The sequence below is a fragment of the Roseibium sediminicola genome, assembly GCF_023156505.1.
In the GTDB taxonomy this organism is placed as follows: Bacteria; Pseudomonadota; Alphaproteobacteria; order Rhizobiales; family Stappiaceae; genus Roseibium; species Roseibium sediminicola.
In genome coordinates this window covers 25384-44973 of record NZ_JALNMJ010000022.1, presented here as the reverse complement: position 1 = coordinate 44973, position 19590 = coordinate 25384, and the positions used below count along the sequence as shown (strand labels likewise).

The 19590-nt window shown below is 61.2% G+C and carries 15 protein-coding genes and 1 tRNA gene; 9 read left to right on the top strand and 7 right to left on the bottom strand.

Annotation, left to right across the window (positions count from 1 at the left end; translation table 11 throughout):
• Positions 1-17: 17 nt before the first annotated feature.
• The 9 genes from hisD (at position 18) to M0H32_RS23540 (ending at position 6577) form a co-directional block, all read left to right on the top strand.
• Positions 18-1313 carry a histidinol dehydrogenase gene (gene hisD, locus M0H32_RS23580; RefSeq protein ID WP_248158184.1) on the top strand — a complete coding sequence of 432 codons (1296 nt, stop codon included), beginning with the start codon at positions 18-20 and terminating at the stop codon, positions 1311-1313.
• Between the two features lie 25 nt (positions 1314-1338).
• On the top strand, positions 1339-1842 hold the full coding sequence (locus M0H32_RS23575; RefSeq protein ID WP_248158182.1) for a UPF0262 family protein: 504 nt from the start codon (positions 1339-1341) through the stop codon (positions 1840-1842).
• Positions 1843-1847: 5 nt separating this feature from the next.
• Entirely contained in the window at positions 1848-2300 is a 453-nt protein-coding gene (locus tag M0H32_RS23570; protein ID WP_248158180.1) for an arsenate-mycothiol transferase ArsC, read from the top strand.
• 15 nt (positions 2301-2315) lie between these two features.
• Positions 2316-2885 carry a GNAT family N-acetyltransferase gene (locus M0H32_RS23565; protein WP_248158179.1) on the top strand — a complete coding sequence of 190 codons (570 nt, stop codon included), beginning with the start codon at positions 2316-2318 and terminating at the stop codon, positions 2883-2885.
• Between the two features lie 162 nt (positions 2886-3047).
• Positions 3048-3266 (top strand): translation initiation factor IF-1, encoded by a 219-nt coding sequence (gene infA, locus M0H32_RS23560; protein ID WP_006939340.1) that lies wholly within the window; start codon positions 3048-3050, stop codon positions 3264-3266.
• 40 nt (positions 3267-3306) lie between these two features.
• Complete coding sequence (locus M0H32_RS23555) at positions 3307-3933, top strand: Maf-like protein (RefSeq protein ID WP_248158177.1); 627 nt, start codon at positions 3307-3309, stop codon at positions 3931-3933.
• Between the two features lie 37 nt (positions 3934-3970).
• Positions 3971-4165, top strand: a complete 195-nt coding sequence (gene yacG, locus M0H32_RS23550) for a DNA gyrase inhibitor YacG (protein WP_248158174.1) — start codon at positions 3971-3973, stop codon at positions 4163-4165.
• Between the two features lie 424 nt (positions 4166-4589).
• Positions 4590-6185 (top strand): bifunctional metallophosphatase/5'-nucleotidase, encoded by a 1596-nt coding sequence (locus M0H32_RS23545; RefSeq protein WP_248158172.1) that lies wholly within the window; start codon positions 4590-4592, stop codon positions 6183-6185.
• A gap of 316 nt (positions 6186-6501) precedes the next feature.
• A tRNA-Phe gene (locus M0H32_RS23540) sits at positions 6502-6577 on the top strand.
• A 168-nt stretch (positions 6578-6745) separates the two neighbouring features.
• On the opposite strand, the gene M0H32_RS23535 is transcribed toward M0H32_RS23540, so the two are convergent.
• The 7 genes from M0H32_RS23535 to M0H32_RS23505 form a co-directional block, all read right to left on the bottom strand.
• Positions 6746-12094, bottom strand: coding sequence for a LamG-like jellyroll fold domain-containing protein (locus M0H32_RS23535; protein WP_282449519.1), 5349 nt, complete (start codon positions 12092-12094; stop codon positions 6746-6748).
• A 522-nt stretch (positions 12095-12616) separates the two neighbouring features.
• Positions 12617-13336 carry a FadR/GntR family transcriptional regulator gene (locus tag M0H32_RS23530; RefSeq protein ID WP_248158170.1) on the bottom strand — a complete coding sequence of 240 codons (720 nt, stop codon included), beginning with the start codon at positions 13334-13336 and terminating at the stop codon, positions 12617-12619.
• Positions 13333-14322: a galactofuranose ABC transporter, permease protein YjfF gene (gene yjfF, locus M0H32_RS23525; RefSeq protein ID WP_248158322.1), complete on the bottom strand. Its 990-nt coding sequence runs from the start codon at positions 14320-14322 to the stop codon at positions 13333-13335. Before yjfF ends, M0H32_RS23530 begins: the two co-directional genes overlap by 4 nt.
• Positions 14322-15362, bottom strand: a complete 1041-nt coding sequence (locus M0H32_RS23520; protein ID WP_248158321.1) for an ABC transporter permease — start codon at positions 15360-15362, stop codon at positions 14322-14324. Before M0H32_RS23520 ends, yjfF begins: the two co-directional genes overlap by 1 nt.
• The gene (locus tag M0H32_RS23515) at positions 15362-16876 is read right to left on the bottom strand and encodes a sugar ABC transporter ATP-binding protein (protein ID WP_248158169.1); all 1515 of its coding nucleotides are present in this window, start codon (positions 16874-16876) and stop codon (positions 15362-15364) included. The genes M0H32_RS23520 and M0H32_RS23515 overlap by 1 nt, the downstream gene beginning before the upstream one ends.
• 78 nt (positions 16877-16954) lie before the next feature.
• Entirely contained in the window at positions 16955-17908 is a 954-nt protein-coding gene (ytfQ, locus tag M0H32_RS23510; RefSeq protein WP_248158167.1) for a galactofuranose ABC transporter, galactofuranose-binding protein YtfQ, read from the bottom strand.
• A gap of 488 nt (positions 17909-18396) precedes the next feature.
• Positions 18397-19557, bottom strand: coding sequence for a Gfo/Idh/MocA family protein (locus M0H32_RS23505; RefSeq protein WP_248158165.1), 1161 nt, complete (start codon positions 19555-19557; stop codon positions 18397-18399).
• Between the last annotated feature and the right edge of the window lie 33 nt (positions 19558-19590).

Here is a 19590-nt window from a genome sequence, read left to right as displayed (position 1 = left end):
ACAGAAGGAAGATACGCGTGGTTCTACGCCTGAACAGCAGCGATGCCCGCTTTGAGGACCAGTTCACCGCGCTTCTCGCCGGCAAGCGGGAAGTCTCGGAAGATGTCGACCAGATCGTGCGCGATATTCTGGAGCGTGTGCGCGCCGAGGGCGATCGCGCGATCCTGGACTACACCCGGAAATTTGACCGCCTCGACGCCGCCTCCATGGCGGAGCTGAAGGTCAGCGAGGCCGAGATCGAAGCGGCGTTGAGCCAGGTGCCTGCCGAAACGCTTGCGGCGCTGCAGCTCGCCCACGACCGCATCCACGCCCATCACGCCCGCCAGATGCCCAAGGACGATCGCTACACGGATGCTATCGGTGTCGAACTCGGTTCGCTCTGGACGGCGGTCGAAGCCGTCGGCGTCTATGTGCCGGGCGGCCTTGCCAGTTATCCGAGCTCTGTCCTGATGAATGTGGTGCCGGCCCGTGTCGCAGGTGTCGAGCGCGTCGTTATGGTGGTGCCGAGCCCGGACGGGGTCTTGAACCCGCTGGTTCTGGCGGCCGCCAAGGTCGCGGGTGTTTCGGAAATCTACCGCATCGGCGGTGCCCAGGCCGTGGCCGCTCTCGCCTTTGGCACGGAAACGATTGCCCCTGTCGCCAAGATCGTCGGACCGGGCAATGCCTTTGTCGCGGCCGCCAAGCGCCGGGTGTTCGGCACGGTCGGCATCGACATGATCGCCGGTCCGTCCGAAGTGCTGATTCTGGCCGATCAGGGCAACAATGCCGACTGGGTCGCGGCCGACCTTCTGGCCCAGGCCGAGCATGACACGGCCGCCCAGTCGATCCTGATCACCGACAGCGCCGATCTCGCCGACCAGGTCGAACAGGCCGTTGAGGCGCAGCTCAAAACGCTGCCACGCGAAGACGTCGCCCGGGCCAGCTGGCAGGATTTCGGCGCGATCATCCTGGTCCAGGATCTTGTCCGCGCGATGCCGCTTGCCAACCGGATCGCGCCGGAGCATCTGGAGCTGGCGGTCGACGACCCGGAAGCGCTCTTGAAACATGTGCGCAATGCCGGGGCGGTGTTCCTGGGGCATTATACGCCCGAAGCCATCGGCGATTATGTCGGCGGCTCCAACCACGTTCTGCCGACAGCGCGTTCCGCCCGGTTTTCCTCAGGTCTCTCCGTCCTGGAATTCGTCAAGCGCACGTCCATTTTGAAGTGCAATCCGGATAATCTGCGCCAATTGGGACCGGCCGCGATCGCTCTTGGTGAATCGGAGGGGTTGTCGGCGCACGCGCGCTCTGTTTCCATCAGGCTGAACCTTTAGTCCGAAACACGAGGACGTCTGCAAGATGAGCGAACCGCAACCGGGATCCGAACCGCAAAGCTCCGGCGGCCGGCTTGTCGATGTCGTCCTGGACGAAGCCTCGATTGCCCGCTCCACGCCGGAGGTCGAGCATGACCGTGCGGTCGCCATCTACGATCTGATCGAGGAAAATGCCTTCCAGCCGGTTGGCCAGCCCGCGGCCAATTATGTGCTCAGGCTTTCCGTTGTTGAAAAGAAGCTGGTCTTCCAGATCCGCACCGAGGATGACAGGGAAGTGGTCACCCACGTTCTGTCGCTGTCGCCGCTGCGCAAGATCGTCAAGGATTATGACCTGATCTGCGAGAGCTACTACGAGGCGATCCGCCATGCGACCCCGAGCCAGATCGAAGCGATCGACATGGGCCGGCGCGGTGTCCACAACGAGGGCTCCGCCGTCCTGATGGAACGGCTTGCCGGAAAGATCGAGGTGGACATGCAGACCGCGCGGCGGCTGTTCACCCTCGTTTACGCCCTGCACTGGAAGGGCTGACGGCGGTGACCGGGCCGGGCCTGCGTCCGACTGCGGTTTTGTATGCCTGCGGGATGAACTCCGTGCGCTCGCCCATGGCCGAAGCCCTGACGGCAAAACTGTTTCCCGGCCAGATCTATGTGCGTTCCGCCGGCGTGCGCTCCGGCAAGATCGACCCCTTTGTCGATGCGGTCATGGCCGAAATCGGCATCGACATGAGCCGGCATCAACCCAAGACCTTCGAGGATCTGGACGAGTCCGGCTTCGACCTGGTGGTGACCCTGGCACCGGAAGCGCACCACAAGGCGCTCGACATGACCCGGACCGAATCCGTCGACGTGGAATACTGGCCGACAATGGATCCAACCCTCGCAACCGGCAGCCGCGAGCAGATCCTTTCAGAATACCGCACCGTCCGTGACCAGCTGATGATGCGCATCAAGAAGCGGCTCGACTGGACACCTCCGCCGAGCGGGTGAACGGAACTCATCACAATGAAATACGAAATCACAAAGCCGGTTGAAACCGAGCGGCTCCTTCTGCGGCCCCTGGAGGAGAGCGACGCGGAGGCGCTGCATGCCTATCAGTCCCTGCCCGAGGTCGCGCAGTATCACCATTGGGGGCCGAGAAGCCTGGGCGATGTCCGGGCGAAGCTTCGCGAGTGGACCACGATGCGCCGGCTGGACGGCGAGGGCACGCTTGCCTTCGCGGCGATCACAAAGGCGGAGACAAGGCTCATCGGCGACTTTTCCCTTCGCGTGACCGATGCCGCGGCCCGGCAAGGCACCATTGGCTACAATCTGCATCCGGATGTCCGGGGCAGGGGCTATGCCACCGAGACCTGCCGGGCGCTGTTGCGCATCGGCTTTGAGGATCTCGGCCTACACCGCATCTTTGCCTGTTGCGATGTCCGCAACACCGCGTCCTGGCGCGTGATGGAACGGCTCGGCATGCGCCGGGAAGCACACTTCCGCGAGCATGCGCTGTTCAAGGGTGGCTGGGACGAGGAATTTTACTATGCGTTGCTCGAAGACGAGTGGCGGCAACAGGCCGTTCAAGCCTGAAATTCACCGCGGAAAACAGCAATTCATCGGGTCTTCGGGCGCCTGTTCTGTGGATCTGGCAGTTTCTTTGCAGGGCAGCGGAAAGAAAGGTTCACATTTTCCCCCTAATCCGCTAGGTTCCGCGGCACCCGCGGGCAGGGCCCGCTTTATTCAGGATATCAAATGGCCAAAGAAGAAGCTCTGGAGTTTCCGGGCGTCGTAACAGAACTGTTGCCGAATGCGACGTTCCGCGTAAAACTTGAAAACGATCACGAAATCATCGCGCACACTGCCGGGCGCATGCGCAAGAACCGGATCCGCGTCCTGGCGGGCGACAAGGTTCTTGTTGAAATGACCCCTTACGACCTGACCAAGGGGCGCATCACCTACCGCTTCAAGTAAGCTGGTTCCGGGTGACATTCGTTTCAAGGCGCGCGCTTAGATGACCACTACCCCACAGTTGATCCTGGCTTCCGCCTCGCCGCGGCGTCTGGCGTTGCTTCAGCAGATCGGCCTGGAGCCGGATCATCTTCTGCCGGCCGATATCGACGAAACGCCCAAGAAGCACGAAACGCCGCGCAGCCTGGCGCTCCGCCTCGCGCGGGCCAAGGCCGAGGCCGTGCGCCAGTCGGCGGACGCCTCCGAGGGCCTGCGCGACAGCGTCGTTCTGGCCGCCGATACGGTGGTCGCTGTCGGCCGCCGGGCGCTCCCCAAGGCGGAACTGACCGACCAGGCGCTGATGTGCCTGTCGCTCCTGTCCGGGCGCGGCCACCGCGTCTTTACAGGCGTCGCCGTTGCAGAAGCCAATGGCAAGGTCCGCTCCAAGCTGGTCGAGACAAGGGTGCGCTTCAAGCGCCTGTCGCGCAAGGACATGGACGACTACATCGCCTCTGGCGAATGGCGCGGCAAGGCCGGCGGCTACGCGATCCAGGGTCTTGCGGGAAGCTTCGTCGTCAAGCTGGTCGGCTCCTATCCGGCCGTCGTCGGACTGCCGCTGGTGGAAACCGCGAACCTGCTCAGCGCGGCCGGTTACCCGGTTCATCAGGGCTGGGCAACCGCCGCGGCCTGACCGCGGCCGCAGGCAGTGTCAAACTCGGGAGAAGTCCATGGCTGACAGCCAGAAACCGGAACGGCGCATGCGCCCCTGTCCGATCTGCTCAAAATTGTCGACGCCGGGCGACTATCCCTTCTGCTCGGACCGCTGTGCCAAGATCGACCTGAACCGATGGTTCTCCGAAGGCTATACGATCCCGGTCGTCGAAACCGACGATATCGACGAGAGCAATTTTCCGGACGAGTGATCCAGTACGCCGACCGGGCTCTGCAGCTGCCTAAAATTTAGCCGACAAATCAAACGTGTATGTGTCCGGTGTCGCCGGGCAACTTACCGCCGTTTCGGGACGTGTTTACAACCTGAAGTGACGGATTCTTTTATATTTCCACCTCCTGATTTGGCGTGTTTGTGCGCTTTCGAGGCAGGTCTGCAAAAATATTTATCCAGCAAAATTTTTTTCAGTTTCATGGTGTGCGGCTCTTGCGGCTGTCACAAAACTGCACCAAGATCTGCTTATACCGGCGAGCCCGGCACCATCGATCGCGGTTGTGTCCTGTCACCAGAGACACGCCGCATGGGTGGTTGCCTCGGGTTGAAAACAACACCGGGAGCCGTTGACCGGAAGAAATCCCGGACGCGGCATCACCAACCTATCCAAGGGCGAGGGTCCGATGAACAAACGTCTTTTGAGCGCCGCAGTGCTGTCCGTTTCCACGGCGCTGTCAACGGCGGCCTATGCCGATTATTCGCTGACAATCCTGCACACCAACGACTTTCACAGCCGCATCGAGCCGATCAACAAGTATGATTCCACCTGCAAGGCGGAAGACAATGCCGAAGGTAAATGCTTCGGCGGCACGGCGCGTCTCGACACGGTGATCAAGGACCGCCGCGCGGCCAGCAACAATTCGATCCTCGTCGACGGCGGCGACCAGTTCCAGGGCACGCTGTTCTACACCTATTACAAGGGCAAGGCCGCGGCCGAGTTCATGAACAAGCTCGGTTACGACGGCATGACCGTCGGCAACCACGAATTCGACGACGGCCCGGAAGTGCTGCGCGGCTTCATGGACGCAGTCGAGTTTCCGGTGCTGATGTCCAATGCGGATGTCTCCAAGGAGCCGCAGCTGGCCGATGTTCTGAAGCCGTCCGTCGTCATTGAACGCGGCGGCGAGAAGATTGGCCTTATCGGCTTGACGCCTGAAGACACCGACGAACTGGCAAGCCCCGGTCCGAATGTGTCCTTCTCCGATCCGGTGGCTGCCGTCACGCGCGAAGCGGAAAAACTGGCAGCCGAAGGCGTCAACAAGATCATCGTGCTCAGCCACTCCGGCTACGCGGTCGACAAGGAAGTCGCCGCCAAGGCACCGGGCATCGACGTCATCGTCGGCGGTCACTCCAACACCTATCTGTCCAACACGTCCGACAAGGCGGCCGGCCCATACCCGACCATGATCGACGGACCGGACGGTACGCCGACCGCGGTTGTCCAGGCCTATGCCTATGGCAAGTTCCTGGGCGAACTGAACGTCACCTTCGACGATAACGGCGTGATTACCGAAGCCGTCGGGGAGCCGATCATCGTTGACGGCCAGATCGCGGAAAATGCCGAGCTTGTCTCCCGCATCAAGGAACTGGCCGAGCCGCTCGACGAAATCCGCCAGGAAGTTGTGGCTCAGACCACCGGGCCGATCGGCGGCGAGCGTGATGTCTGCCGGGCAGGGGTCTGCGAAATGGGCGTTCTCGTTGCCGACGCCATGCTGGAGCGCGTGAAGGGCCAGGGCGTCCAGATCGCCATCCAGAACGGTGGTGGTCTGCGCGCGTCCATCGATGCGGGCGAAGTCACCAAGGGCGAAGTGCTGACGGTGCTGCCGTTCCAGAACACCCTGTCGACCTTCGAGCTAAAGGGGGCGGACGTGTTGGCGGCCCTCGAAAACGGTGTCAGCCAGATTGAGGAAGGCGCTGGTCGCTTCCCCCAGGTCGCAGGCCTGAAATACACTTTCGACAAGTCCAAGCCGGCCGGTGAGCGTGTCTCCGACGTCATGGTGCAGGACGGCGACGGCTTCGTGCCGCTCGATCCGGAGAAAACCTACGGTGTCGTCTCCAACAACTATATGCGCGGTGGTGGCGATGGTTACGACATCTTCGAAACCGCAGGCATGAACGCCTACGACTTCGGCCCGGATCTAGCAGATGTCGTCTCGGAATATCTGTCGGCGAAAGACGGCTATACGCCGTACACCGACGACCGCATCACGGCGAAATAGGGCCACCGAAGCTTTTCGGCCTACAGGAGGCGCGCCGTATCCCGGCGCGCCTTTTGCGTTTTGGCCTTTGAAAAAATCAATAGCGGCTGGCAGGGACGGGCGCCCCGGACCGAGCCGGAGCGCCCGCGTGCGAGGTCTTGTGAAGCAGGTGGAAACCCCTTTTTTTTCAGCAAGTTGCGAAAGGTTCATGTTATCAACAACTGCGATGCCTTCGAATTGCAAAAAACTTTGCCGGGGCGCTGGACAAGGTCAGATCCAGCCTCTATAAGGACCGGGCTTTCGGCGAACGGGCTTTGTCCCGGATCGCGCACAGCACGCCCAGATAGCTCAGTTGGTAGAGCAGCGGATTGAAAATCCGCGTGTCGCTGGTTCGATTCCGGCTCTGGGCACCACTCTCCCCCTTGCAAATTTTGATCTGTTCGCGCCGCCAGTGGTCATGCGGATGACGAGCCATGTTGTCCGGTTTGAGGCCGTGGCGGCAATGTGCATGGGCTCCAGCACAAACACCCCTCCTTTACGAAGGGGCGTTTGAAGTCTCTGATGGGAATTACGTTTCTGTCTCAGACAAACAGGCTGTCACCGACCTGGTCCGCGCTAAGCTGATCGTCCAGAATTCGGAAGTCGAAGATTTCGCCGTCGAAATGGTCGTTTGTCCAGCCGATTTCGCCAGAAGGGCTGCCCCAGCCATTGGCCCCGATCATCAGATATTCCTCGTTGCCGAGCCAGTCGGAACGGAACTCCTCGTCAGCTGCGACTTCGACACCGTCGATGAACAGGAAGATGCCGTCGTCGCCAAAGGTGAAGGCAAAATCGTGCTCGGTGCCGGCCTCGATGACGTCCTGGGCCTTCAGCCAGATTTCAGACGTCTCGGTCTGGAACCGTACTTTGACATCGCCCCATTCGGTGACCCAGGCGGTCAGATGTCCGCCAGTGCCATTACCGCTGGCATCCTTGGAGAAGAGCGCGTCGTAGCCGCAGATCTGGTCGGCGCGGAAGGAGAAGGCAATCGTCCCTTCTGCAATCTCCATCGCTTCATTATGGGCAATGGCGATCTGGTTCTCCCTTGTGCCGTCCAGTTCCAGAGCCCCCGCGATGGCAAAGACCGGGGTCATGCCCTCTGGCAGCGGCAGATCATCGACATCCGGCAGATCGGGAAGCGGCGGTGTATCCGTGTGTTCCTCACCCATCTCGATGGGCTGCAGGGCTTCTTCGAGGTCCGCGATGGAGCGCACGATGCCGTAGGCGGGCTTCGACGTTGTCGAGATATCGGTCTTGGTGACCAGGTCGCCATAGACGGTGATGGTGCCCAGATTGTCGTTGTTGTGGGCGCCGCCGCCGGAGCCTTGATCCGAGTACAGAGCGATCACGGTGTGATCGACCACGCCGTCGCCGTTTGAATCCCCGTATGTGATGGACCGGATCTTGGTGGTGTGGCCTTCGATGACGATGCGGTCGCCTTCTTCGCGGTTGAAGTCGGTGATGACGTCATGGCCGATGACATCGACCCAGTGGTCGTGGATGTTCTCGTTTTCTCCGGCAACGCCGTGCCAGCGGATGGTGCCGTCGTCCTGGGTGTGTTCCTCGATGAAGCGCTTCTTGGCGTTGATCAGCGTCTGGAAATAGAAGATGTCGCCGCCGGATCCGCCGGTGAGGATATCGTCCGCCGGGATCGGCTGATCGGGATAGAGCTTGCCGTTGGTGAGCTCATTGAGCGGATCGCCTTCGTCCCGGTCCGGATCATAGGCAACAGCGCCTTCGCGGCCGTCGGCCTGGGAGATCAGCAGGTCGTTGCCGGCGCCGCCATTCAGCACGTCCTCGCCATGACCGCCGTCGAGCACATCGTCGCCGTCGCCGCCATTGAGGTCGTCATTGCCGTAACCGCCCTGCAGCACATCATTGCCGCCGCCGCCATTGACGATGTCGTTGCCGAGGTCGGCATCAATCGCATCGGCCGCATCCGTTCCGTTGAGTGTCTCGCCGGCGTCAGTGCCTTGGCTGTAGGCCGCGCCCGTCGTCAGCTCACCATCATGGTTGAAGCCGTAAGCCGTGGCGAGTGCCTTCAGCTCGTCAGAACCATGATGCAACTGCTGAAAGGCGGGCATCAGGTCGTCCTGGGCGAGGACCGCCAGGGCGGCATCCTCGAAACCTGGATAGACCGCACCGGCGAGAGCGGCCATATCCTTGCCAGCGATCTGCTCGTCGAACACCATCACGTTGGAGATGGTGCCGTCGAACTGCTGGCCGGCCGTTTGGGTGTCAACCGTGCGCCAGGCACCGGTTGCTCCGATCACCAGGGAGCGCTCGTTCATGTCGATGCCCTGCTTGAACTCCGGCTCGGCGGCGACCAGCGTGCCATTGAGATAGAGCATCAACCCGTCTTCGCCGAAGGTGACGGCGAAGTGGTAGGTGGTGTTCGCCGCTATCTCGACATTCTGGACCTTCAGATACTCGGAGGTATCGCCGGATTGCTGGCGGATATAGAGCTGGTTGTTGCACAGATAGGCGGTGATATGACCACCGTCGTCATAGCCAGAACCATCCTTGGAGAAGAGGGTCTGACTACCGGTGACCTTGTCCGCATTGAAGGTGAGAGCGATAGTGCCGTTGGTGAGATCCAGGCTGTCCGGATTGCCCGCCTCAAGATAGTCGCCCCATTCCCCGGAAAACTCGGTGTCTCCTGCAATTGCGAAGACAGGCGTCATGCCAGCGGGCAGGGGAAGATCATCGACATCCGGCAGGTCCGCCGGTGGAGCGATGGGGCCCCGATCGGTCCCCATCTCGATGGGTTGCAAGGCTTCTTCGAGATCGGCAATCGATCTGACGATGCCGTAGGCGGGTTTGGAAGTCGTAGAAATATCGGTCTTGGTGACGAGGTCGCCATAGACGGTGATGGTGCCCAGATCATCGTTGTTGTGGGCGCCGCCGCCGGAGCCCTGGTCCGAATAGAGCGTAATCACGGTGTGATCGACCACGCCGTCGCCGTTGCTGTCGCCATAGGTGATGGACCGGATCTTGGTGGTGTGGCCTTCGATGACGATCCTGTCGCCTTCTTCGCGGTTGAAGTCGGTGATGACGTCATGGCCGATGACATCGACCCAGTGGTCGTGGATGTTCTCGTTTTCTCCGGCAACGCCGTGCCAGCGGATGGTGCCGTCGTCCTGGGTGTGCTCCTCGATGAAGCGCTTCTTGGCGTTGATCAGCGTCTGGAAATAGAAGATGTCGCCGCCGGATCCACCGGTGAGGATATCGTCGGCCGGGATCGGCTGGTCCGGATAGAGCTTGCCGTTGGTGAGTTCGTTATAAGGATCGCCTTCGTCCCGGTCCGGATCATAGGCGACCTGGCCTTCGCGGCCGTCGGCCTGGGAGATCAGCAGATCGTTGCCCGCGCCGCCATTTAGAACATCCTCGCCATGACCGCCATCGAGCACATCGTCGCCGTCGCCGCCATTGAGGTCGTCATTGCCGTAACCGCCCTGCAGCACATCATTGCCGCCGCCGCCATTGACGATGTCGTTGCCGAGGCCGGCGTCGATGGCGTCTGCGCCTTCGGTGCCTTCCAGCGTCTCTCCCGCGTCCGTGCCTTGCTGGTAGGCGGCTCCCGTTGTCAGTTCCCCATCGTGGTTGAAGCCGTAGGCAGTCGCGAGCGCCTTGAGTTCGTCGGAGCCGTGATGCAACTGCTGAAAGGCGGGCATCAGGTCGTCCTGGGCGAGGGCGTCCAGGGCTTCCACCTCGAAGCTTGGGTCCACGGCGCCCGCCAGAGCCGCCATGTCCTCGCCAGCGATCTGCTCGTTGAACACCATCACGTCAGAGATGGTGCCCTTGAACTGCTGCGCGGCGGTGTGGGCATCGTCGGAGCGCCAGGCACCGGAGGCGCCGACCAGGAAGGCGCGCTCGTTCATGTCGATGCCCTGTTTGAACTCCGGCTCGGCCGCCAGAAGCTGGCCGTTGACATAGACGAGCAGTCCGTCCTCGCCGAAGGTGACGGCGAGATGATACTCCGTGCCTTCCTTGAGCCAGAGATCCGGCACCTTCAGATATTCAGTCGAATCCGCGTCCTGCTGGCGGATGAGCAGACGTCCTTCCTGGATCCAGACGGTCAGGTGGCCGCCGTCGTCATAGCCGCTGCCATCCTTCGAGATCAGCGCCTGGGTGCCCCAGACATGATCGGCATTGAAAGTGAGGGCGACCGTGCCGTTGGTGAGATCCAGGGCATCCGGATTGCCGGCGTCGAGATAATCGCCGCGCTCGCCGGAGAAGTCATGCTCTCCAGCAATGGCGAACACGGGCGTCATGCCCTCTGGCAGCGGCAGGTCATCGACGTCAGGAAGGTCAGGCAGCGCCGGGGTATCCGTGCGTTCCTCACCCATCTCGATCGGCTGCAGGGCCTCTTCGAGATCGGCAATCGACCTGACGATTCCGTAGGCGGGTTTGGAAGTCGTAGAAATATCGGTCTGGGTGACCAGGTCGCCATAGACCGTAATCGTACCCAGATCATCGTTGTTGTGGGCGCCGCCGCCGGAGCCTTGATCCGAGTACAGAGCGATCACCGTGTGATCGACGACGCCGTCGCCGTTTGAATCCCCGTATGTGATGGACCGGATCTTGGTGGTGTGGCCTTCGATGACGATCCTGTCGCCCTCGGCGCGGTTGAAGTCGGTGATGACGTCATGGCCGATGACATCGACCCAGTGGTCGTGGATGTTCTCGTTTTCTCCGGCAACGCCGTGCCAGCGGATGGTGCCGTCATCCTGGGTGTGCTCCTCGATGAAGCGCTTCTTGGCGTTGATCAGCGTCTGGAAATAGAAGATGTCGCCGCCGGATCCGCCGGTGAGGATATCGTCCGCCGGGATCGGCTGGTCCGGATAGAGCTTGCCGTTGGTGAGCTCATTGAGCGGATCGCCTTCGTCCCGGTCAGGATCATAGGCAACCTGGCCTTCGCGTCCGTCGGCCTGGGAGATCAGCAGGTCGTTGCCGGCGCCGCCATTCAGAACATCCTCGCCATGACCGCCGTCGAGCACATCGTCGCCGTCGCCGCCATTGAGGTCGTCATTGCCGTAACCGCCCTGCAAGACGTCATTGCCGCCGCCTCCATTGACGATGTCGTTGCCGAGGCCGGCGTCGATGGCGTCTGCGCCTTCGGTGCCTTCCAGCGTCTCTCCCGCGTCCGTGCCTTGCTGGTAGGCGGCTCCCGTTGTCGGTTCCCCATCGTGGTTGAAGCCGTAGGCAGTCGCGAGCGCCTTGAGTTCGTCGGAGCCGTGATGCAACTGCTGAAAGGCGGGCATCAGGTCGTCCTGGGCGAGGGCGTCCAGGGCTTCCACCTCGAAGCTTGGGTCCACGGCGCCCGCCAAGGCCGCCATGTCCTCGCCAGCGATCTGCTCGTTGAACACCATCACATCGGAGATGGTGCCCTTGAACTGCTGCGCGGCGGTGTGGGCATCGTCGGAGCGCCAGGCACCGGAGGCGCCGACCAGGAAGGCGCGCTCGTTCATGTCGATGCCCTGTTTGAACTCCGGCTCGGCCGCCAGAAGCTGGCCGTTGACATAGACCATCAGGCCATTGGCGCCGAAGGTGACGGCGAGGTGATAGTCGGTGTTGGCGGTCAGGTAGAGATCGGGAACTTTCAGATATTCGGTCGAGTCCGCGGATTGTTGACGGATCACCAGACGGCCCTCCTGGATCCAGGCCGTCAGATGGCCGCCGTCGTCATAGCCTGAACCGTCCTTGGAGAAGAGAGCCTGGGCCCCCCAGACATGATCGGCATTGAAAGTGAGGGCTATGGTGCCGTCGGTCAGGTCCAGCGCATCGGCATTGCCGGTATCCACATAGTCCCCCCTCTCTCCTGAAAACTGCGTGTCACCATCAATTGAGAAGACAGGAGAAAGGATGTTGGTTCCGGCGTTCGATTGCATGATTTTTGACCTCCCACAAGGTAAAGAAATTCCCTACGCCGGCTTGCCCACGGCGTTAAAAGATATGGTGCCCAAGTGATTAACTTCGGTGACGTGTTGTTATGCGCTTAATGTATTCGCCTCAATTTGGCGAAAAATCTGGTCAAATAAGGCGAAAAAAGTGCAATAATTGGATAATAATTAGGTGCAAGTAATTTAAGTAAATTTTTAATGGAGTGAAGTTCGATAAGTATATGTTTTTGAATGGGTAATTATTACGTCGAACGGACCATTATTAGAGGGGAAGTAAAAATTGTTCTTACATCTTATTTAAGAAGGAGGTGGTGGTGTTTGATTTTTCGAAGAACTTTTTTCGCGTTATTTTGTTTCCGGTAAAGGTGGAAACAACTGAACCGGGTTGAACGCAGGTTGTAGTCGCATGGAATTCTGGAGCACACGTTTCGCTCGCACGGGAACGCCCGGAGAGGCGCATATCGACCGTGTGAAGGGGAAGCGTACGGCGGGAATTTGGCTGAACCGGCGTCAGATGTTCAATTCGATCTTCCGTCCGGCCAGAATCACCTGCTCCATTGCCTCATAGGCGCCCTTGGCATCGCCCTTGGTGATGGCCGTGACGATGGCGCGGTGGCGTTCGACGAATTCGTAGGTTTCCTGGTCGTTGCGCTCATTGGCTTCGGCAATGAACAGCGAATAGAGCGCGGCCTGGACCAAGTCCCCGAGCGATTGCAGGAAGCGGTTGCCGGAGACCTTCAGGATCATCTTGTGAAATTCAAGATCGGCCACGGCGACGGCGGCCCGGTCGGTGCCGGTCGCGAGATTGTCGCAGAGTTTGGCGAGGGCGGCGCAATCGGCGTCGGTCGCCCGTTTCGCGGCGCTGCTGGCGGCCGCCGGCTCGAAGATCAGCCGGATCTCGAAAAGGTCTTCCAGAAAGGGACGCTGGTTGTTGAGCGCCGCATGCCAGCGCAGCACGTCCGGGTCGAACATGTTCCATTCCGAGGCTGGGCGCACATGGGTGCCGACCTTGGCTTTCGATTGGATCAGGCCCTTGGCGATCAGGGTCTTTTTCGCCTCGCGCACCACCGTGCGCGACACGTCGAACATTTCGGAAATGTCCGGGTCCAGCGGGATCATGGTTTCCGGCGGATACTCGCCGGCGACGATGGCGCGGCCCAATTGCTCGACCACCTGATCGGTGTGATTGCCGATCTGGCTGCCCAACCCGCCGGTGGCGACGAATGTCATGATTGCGCGGCGAACTCTGTCGCTGGTTTTCTGCGCAGTGTCGTTGCCCAAGTGAGTCCCTTCTGAAGCAGGATGAAGCCGAACAGCAGACCGCCGATCACGATCTTTGTCCACCAGCTGGAAAGTGTGCCGTCAAAGACGATAAAGGTTTGTATCAACCCCATGATCAAAATGCCAAAGAATGTCCCGGCGACAAATCCCGTGCCGCCGGTGAGCAGCGTGCCACCGATCACGACCGCGGCAATGGCGTCCAGCTCGACCCCGACGGTCGCCAGCGAATAGCCGGCGGAGGTGTAGAGCGAGAAGATGATGCCCGCAAGACCGGCAAGGCCGCCGGAGGTGGCGTAGATGCCGATGGTGGTTTTCGCCAGCGGTACGCCCATCAGCCGGGCCGTCGAAAGACCACCGCCGATGGCGTAGACATTCTGACCGAAGCGGGTGCGGTGGGCGACGATGATGCCGGTCAGGAAGGTCAGGAGCATGATCATGCCGGTCAGCCGGAAGCGGCCTCCGCCGGGCGCCTTCCAGTAGAGCGACTGCAGCGTGTCGTAGAATTCATGCGTGATCGGTACGCTTTCGGTCGAGAGCACATAGGCCGCGCCGCGCGCCAGGAACATGCCGGCCAGCGTGACGATGAAGGGCGGCATGTCCAGATAGTGGATCATCGCCCCCATGGCCGCGCCGAAAGAGATGGTGATCGCCAGTACCAGGACAAAGGCGGCAATTGGATGGATCGAGGTGTCCCTCAGGATCACAGCCAGGAAGACGCCGGTAAAGGCGATCACCGAGCCGACGGACAGATCGATGCCGCCGGAAAGGATCACGAAGGTCATGCCGACCGCGGCAATGCCGAGAAAGGCATTGTCGGTGAGAAGGTTCGCCACGACCCGGGTGGACAGCATCGCCGGATATTGCGAGGCGCACAGCGTATAGGCCAGCAGGAAGGTGGCGATGGTGATCAGGAGCGGAAGATGGGTAGAGCGGATCATTGCGGACTTTCTTTCGCTTCCTTGATGGGATCGGAGGGCAGGGGTTCCGCGGAGGCGCGCAGGATATAAAGCGCGTGTTTCACCGTCGGCGACTGGATCACCAGGATCGCGATGATGATCAGCGCCTTGATCACCAGATTGAACTCGGGCGGCATGCCGGAGAGCAGAATGACCGAATTGACCGACTGGATGATCAGAGCGCCGATCAGCGAGGCCAGGATCGAGAACCGGCCTCCGAGCAGTGAATTGCCGCCGATCACCACCGCCAGGATGGCGTCGAGTTCCAGCCAAAGCCCGGCATTGTTGGCATCCGCACCCTTGATGTCCGCCGCGACGATGACGCCGGCCAGTGCGGCGCAAAAGCCGGAGATCAGATAGACCGAGACGATCAGCACCCGGCTGTTGATGCCGGCAAGCCGCGATGAGCTTTCATTGATGCCGATGGCCTCGATCAGCATGCCAAGCGCGGTCTTGCGCACGACGGCGGTGACCAACAGTCCAAGCGCGATCCAGATCAGGATCGGGGTTGGAATGCCGATGACGGTGCCGGCCCCGAGATGGATCAGCCCCGGATTGACGAAGGTCAGGATCGTGCCCTCGGTGACCAGCTGGGCAATGCCGCGTCCCGCGACCATCAGCACGAGCGTGGCGACGATCGGCTGGATGCGCAGGACAGCGACCAGAACGCCGTTCCAGAGCCCGCAGATCGCGCCGACGGCGAGCGCCCCAAGAAGGGCGGTTTGCCAGCTATGGCCGTCGACCACCAGCGAGGCCGCGACCGCGCCGGCAATCGCCATCACCGCACCGACCGACAGGTCGATGCCCTTTGTGGCAATGACCAGTGTCATGCCGATGCAGAGCAGCGCGGTCGGCGCGCCGCGGTTGAGCACGTCGATGAGGTTGCCGAACAGGCGGCCGTGCTGGAATTCGATCCGGAAGAAATCCGGAAACACCAGAAAATTCAGGAACAGGACCGCGATCAGGATGATCAGCTGCGGCATGATCCGCCGGAAGGTGGAATGGACATGCGCCGACATCATACCGCCTCCGCCATGGTGTCATCGGCAATCGCCGCGACAATGTTAGAGGTGGTGATCTCGTCACCCTTCAGTTCGCGCACCTGACGGCGATCGCGCAGGACAATGACCCGCGTTGAATAGGCGACCAGCTCCTCCATTTCGGAAGACGCCACCAGAAGCGCCATGCCGTCCTCGCGCAGTTTCTCGATCAGGGCGATGATTTCCGCATGAGCGCCGACATCGATGCCGCGGGTCGGCTCATCCAGGATCAGGAAAACCGGGTTTGTCGCCAGCCAGCGCGCCAGCAGCGCCTTCTGTTGGTTGCCGCCGGAAAGCAGCCGGATCGGCATGTCGAGACTGGCAAGCCTAATGTCGAGCGCCTTCACGTACGCCTCGGCCAGCTCGTTGACTTTGGCCTTGGGCAGCGGCCGGAACCAGCCCTGCCGGGCCTGCAGGGCGAGGATGATATTTTCGCGCACCGACAGATCGCCGACGATGCCGTCGTTCTTGCGGTCTTCCGGGCAGAGCGCGAAGCGGTGCGCAACCGCTTCGCGCGGGCTGCCGAGGCCGATCTTCCGGCCTTCCAACAGGGCTTCGCCCTGGTCCGCCTGAATGGCGCCGAAGATCAGGCCCGCGGTTTCGGTCCGGCCCGAGCCGAGCAGTCCGGCGAGGCCGACAACCTCGCCCTTGCGCACGGTCAGGTCGAACGGTTCCATGACCCCGCGTTTGCCGAAGTCCTTGAGCTCTATCAGCGTGTCGCCGGTCCGGGCCGGCGCGCGGTCCTGGATCCGGTCTTCCAGCTGGCGGCCCAGCATCAGGGTGACGATCTCGGTCTGGCTGGTGTTCTTGAGCTCGCGGGTGCCGATCACCCGGCCGTTGCGCAGCACGGTGGCCCGGTCGGAAATCTCGAACACCTGGTCGAGGAAATGGGTGATGAAGACAATCGCAAGGCCGCGGGCCTTCAGCTTCTCCACCACGGAAAAGACCAGCTGGACCTCGTCCCTGTCGAGACTGGCCGTCGGTTCGTCCAGGATCAGCACCTTGCCCGACAGTTCCACGGCCCGGGCAATGGCGACCACCTGCTGCACGGCGACGGAATAGGCCGACAGCGGTTCCGCCGGATTGATCCTGAGGCCGAATTCGGCGAGCAGATCCCCCGCCATTGTCAGCATCTTGCGCTGTGAAATCAGGCCGCGCCGGGTCGGCTGGCGGCCGAGAAAGAGGTTTTCGGCAACCGTCAGGTTGGGCAGGAGATTGACCTCCTGATAGACCGTGCCAATGCCGAGCTTCTGACTGTCCTGGGTGCTGCCGGGTGAAATTTCCTCGCCATCCAGCAGGATCTTGCCAGCGTCGCGCCGGTAGGCACCGGTCAGGCATTTGATCAGGGTGGACTTGCCGGCGCCGTTTTCACCCAAAAGGGCGTGAACTTCGCCCGGGTAGAGCGTCAGATCGACGGCATCAAGGGCAATGGCGCCCGGAAAAAACTTGGATATGCCCCTGCATTCCAGCACAGGCTCGGTTGCGCTTGCCATTGATGGCCTTCCCCCGGCGTGTCGTTCAGAAAACCTTGTTTGGTACCGGGCGGCGGGACCGCCCGGCACGGGGACTTTTTAGTATCCCAGGTCTTTCTTCATCTCGTAGATGGCCATGTTATCATCTTTGAGTGTGTAGAGTTTGGACTCGGTCTGGATCCATTTCGCCGGCTTGGTGCCGTCCGCGAGATAGGCTTCCAGGGCGTCCAGGGCCGGGCCGGCCATGTTCGGCGTCAGCTCGATCGTGGCGTTGGCTTCGCCATTGGCCATGGCCAGGTGGATGTCCGGAACACTGTCGATCGAGACGATCTTGATGTCCTCGCCCGGCTTCAGGCCGGCTTCCTTGATCGCCTGGATGGCGCCGACGGCCATGTCGTCGTTGTGGGCGTAGAGTGCACAGATGTTCTCGCCGCCAACCGCCTTCAGGAAGCTTTCCATGACGACCTTGCCCTGGCTGCGGGTGAAGTCGCCGGTCTGGCTGCGGACGATGTTCAGATTGTCGTTGCCGGCAATGCCTTCCTCGAAGCCCTTCTTGCGGTCGATGGCCGGCGACGAGCCGGTCGTGCCCTGAAGTTCGACGATGTCGCATTTCGCGCCGGCCATTTCGTCCGCGAGCCACTTGCCGGCAACCCGGCCTTCATGCACCAGGTCGGAGGTCACGGCGGTCATGTAGAGATCGTCCGGGGCATCGACGGTGCGGTCGAGCAGGACCACGGGGATCTCCGCATCCTTGGCTTCTTCCAGCACTTCGTCCCAGCCGGTCGCGACGACCGGGGCGAGCAGGATCGCGTCAACGCCCTGGGCGATGAAGGACCGGAGCGCCTTGATCTGGTTTTCCTGTTTCTGCTGGGCATCGGCGAATTTCAGGTCGATGCCGCGTTTTTCCGCTTCCTGTTTGGTGACGGTGGTTTCCGCCGCGCGCCAGCCGGATTCAGATCCGATCTGCGAAAAGCCGATGGTCAGATCGGCCGCATGCGCGGTCATCGGGGCAAGCGACATCGCCCCGGCAATAAGCATTGCCTTGAGTTTCATAGGGTCTCCTCCACAGAGTTTGTTCTCCTCACAAAAGTCATTAAGTATTACTTTATTACTTTTGTAAAGTGTCTGACGTTGTGCGTTGCGAGGAAAATAGTTAAGTTTATGAAAAAATTGGGATAATTCAAGAATTTACCAATTCCGTTCGACGTCATGCCATGGCTCGACCATGGCATCCATGCCGTTCCATTGCCACTTGCAGAGGCCATTTTGGGGCACCGGAACGGCATGGATTGCCGGATCAAGTCCGGCAATGACGAGGGGAGGCAATTGCAAAGACCGGCATCACGGCCGAAGCGCAGCGGAGAGCCGGGACCCAAAGATGCCATAGACCCCGTCCAACCCAACAGGACGCCCGGGCATCCACGATTAAAGAACAGGCGATGAGGGCCCCTGGGGCCCAGCTTGCGCCGGGATGACTGCGAGACAAAACAAATGAAGCCCGGGCAGGTGCCCCGGGCTTCGCGGTCCGACGATGGAGGAAATTACCCGTCCAGCTTCACCCACGCGGAATTTCTGGCCGAGGAGCGCACACAGGCGTCGATGAACTGTTCGCCTGCCAGGCCTTCTTCGATGCCTGGGATCAGCGTTGCGGCGGGTTTGCCGCTTTGATGGGCCCGGATTGCGTCAGCGGCTTCGCTGTAGAGGTTGGCGAATCCTTCCAGATAGCCTTCCGGATGGCCTGCCGGGACCCGGGTTGTCGAGGCGATCGAGGCGGACATGCCCGCGCCACCGCGCGTAATCAGCTGCTGAGGTGCGCCAAATTGTGTGAACTGGAGGTAGTTCGGGTTCTCCTGACACCATTCCAGTCCTGCCTTTTCGCCATAAACCCGGATCTTGAGATTGTTCTCGTTGCCCGGCGCCACCTGTGAACACCACAACATGCCGCGCGCGCCGCCCTCGAAGCGCAGCATCACATGGGCGTTGTCGTCGACCTTCCGGCCCGGGACGAAGGACTGCAGATCGGCCGCGAGGCTCTCGGCCTTCAGTCCGGTGATGAAGCAGGCCAGGTTGAAGGCATGGGTGCCGATGTCGCCGGTCGATCCGCCGATCCCGGTGCGGGCCGGATCCGTGCGCCAGTCCGCCTGCTTGTTGTGCAGGTCGACCGACAGCCAGTCCTGGGCATATTCCACCTGGACAACGCGCAGGGGGCCGAGATCTCCGTTTTGGACCAGTTCGCGTGCCTGGCGCACCATCGGGTAGCCGGTGTAGTTGTGGGTCAGGAAGAACAGGGCATCGGATTTCTCGGCGGCCTTCACCATTTTCTTGGCGTCTGCCAGCGTCGAGGTCAGCGGTTTGTCGCAGATGACATGGATGCCGCGCTTCAGGAACTCCTTGGCAACCGGATAGTGCATGTGGTTTGGCGTGACGATGGCAACGGCCTCGATGCCGTCCTTCAGCCTTGCCTCGCGCTTGGCCATCTCAAGAAAGCAATCGTAGATGCGGTCCTCTTTGAGGCCGAGCGTGTGGCCGGATTCACGAGCTCTTTCAGGCGTCGAGGACAGCGCGCCCGCAACCAGCTCGTATTTGCCGTCGATGCGCGAGGCAATCCGGTGCACCGCACCGATAAAGGCATCCTTGCCGCCGCCGACCATGCCAAGCCTGATCGGACGCGTCAGCGCTCTGTTTGTTCCCTCGATGGTCATAGGTGTCTCCTGAAGTTGGTTCTGTTTCGTCGT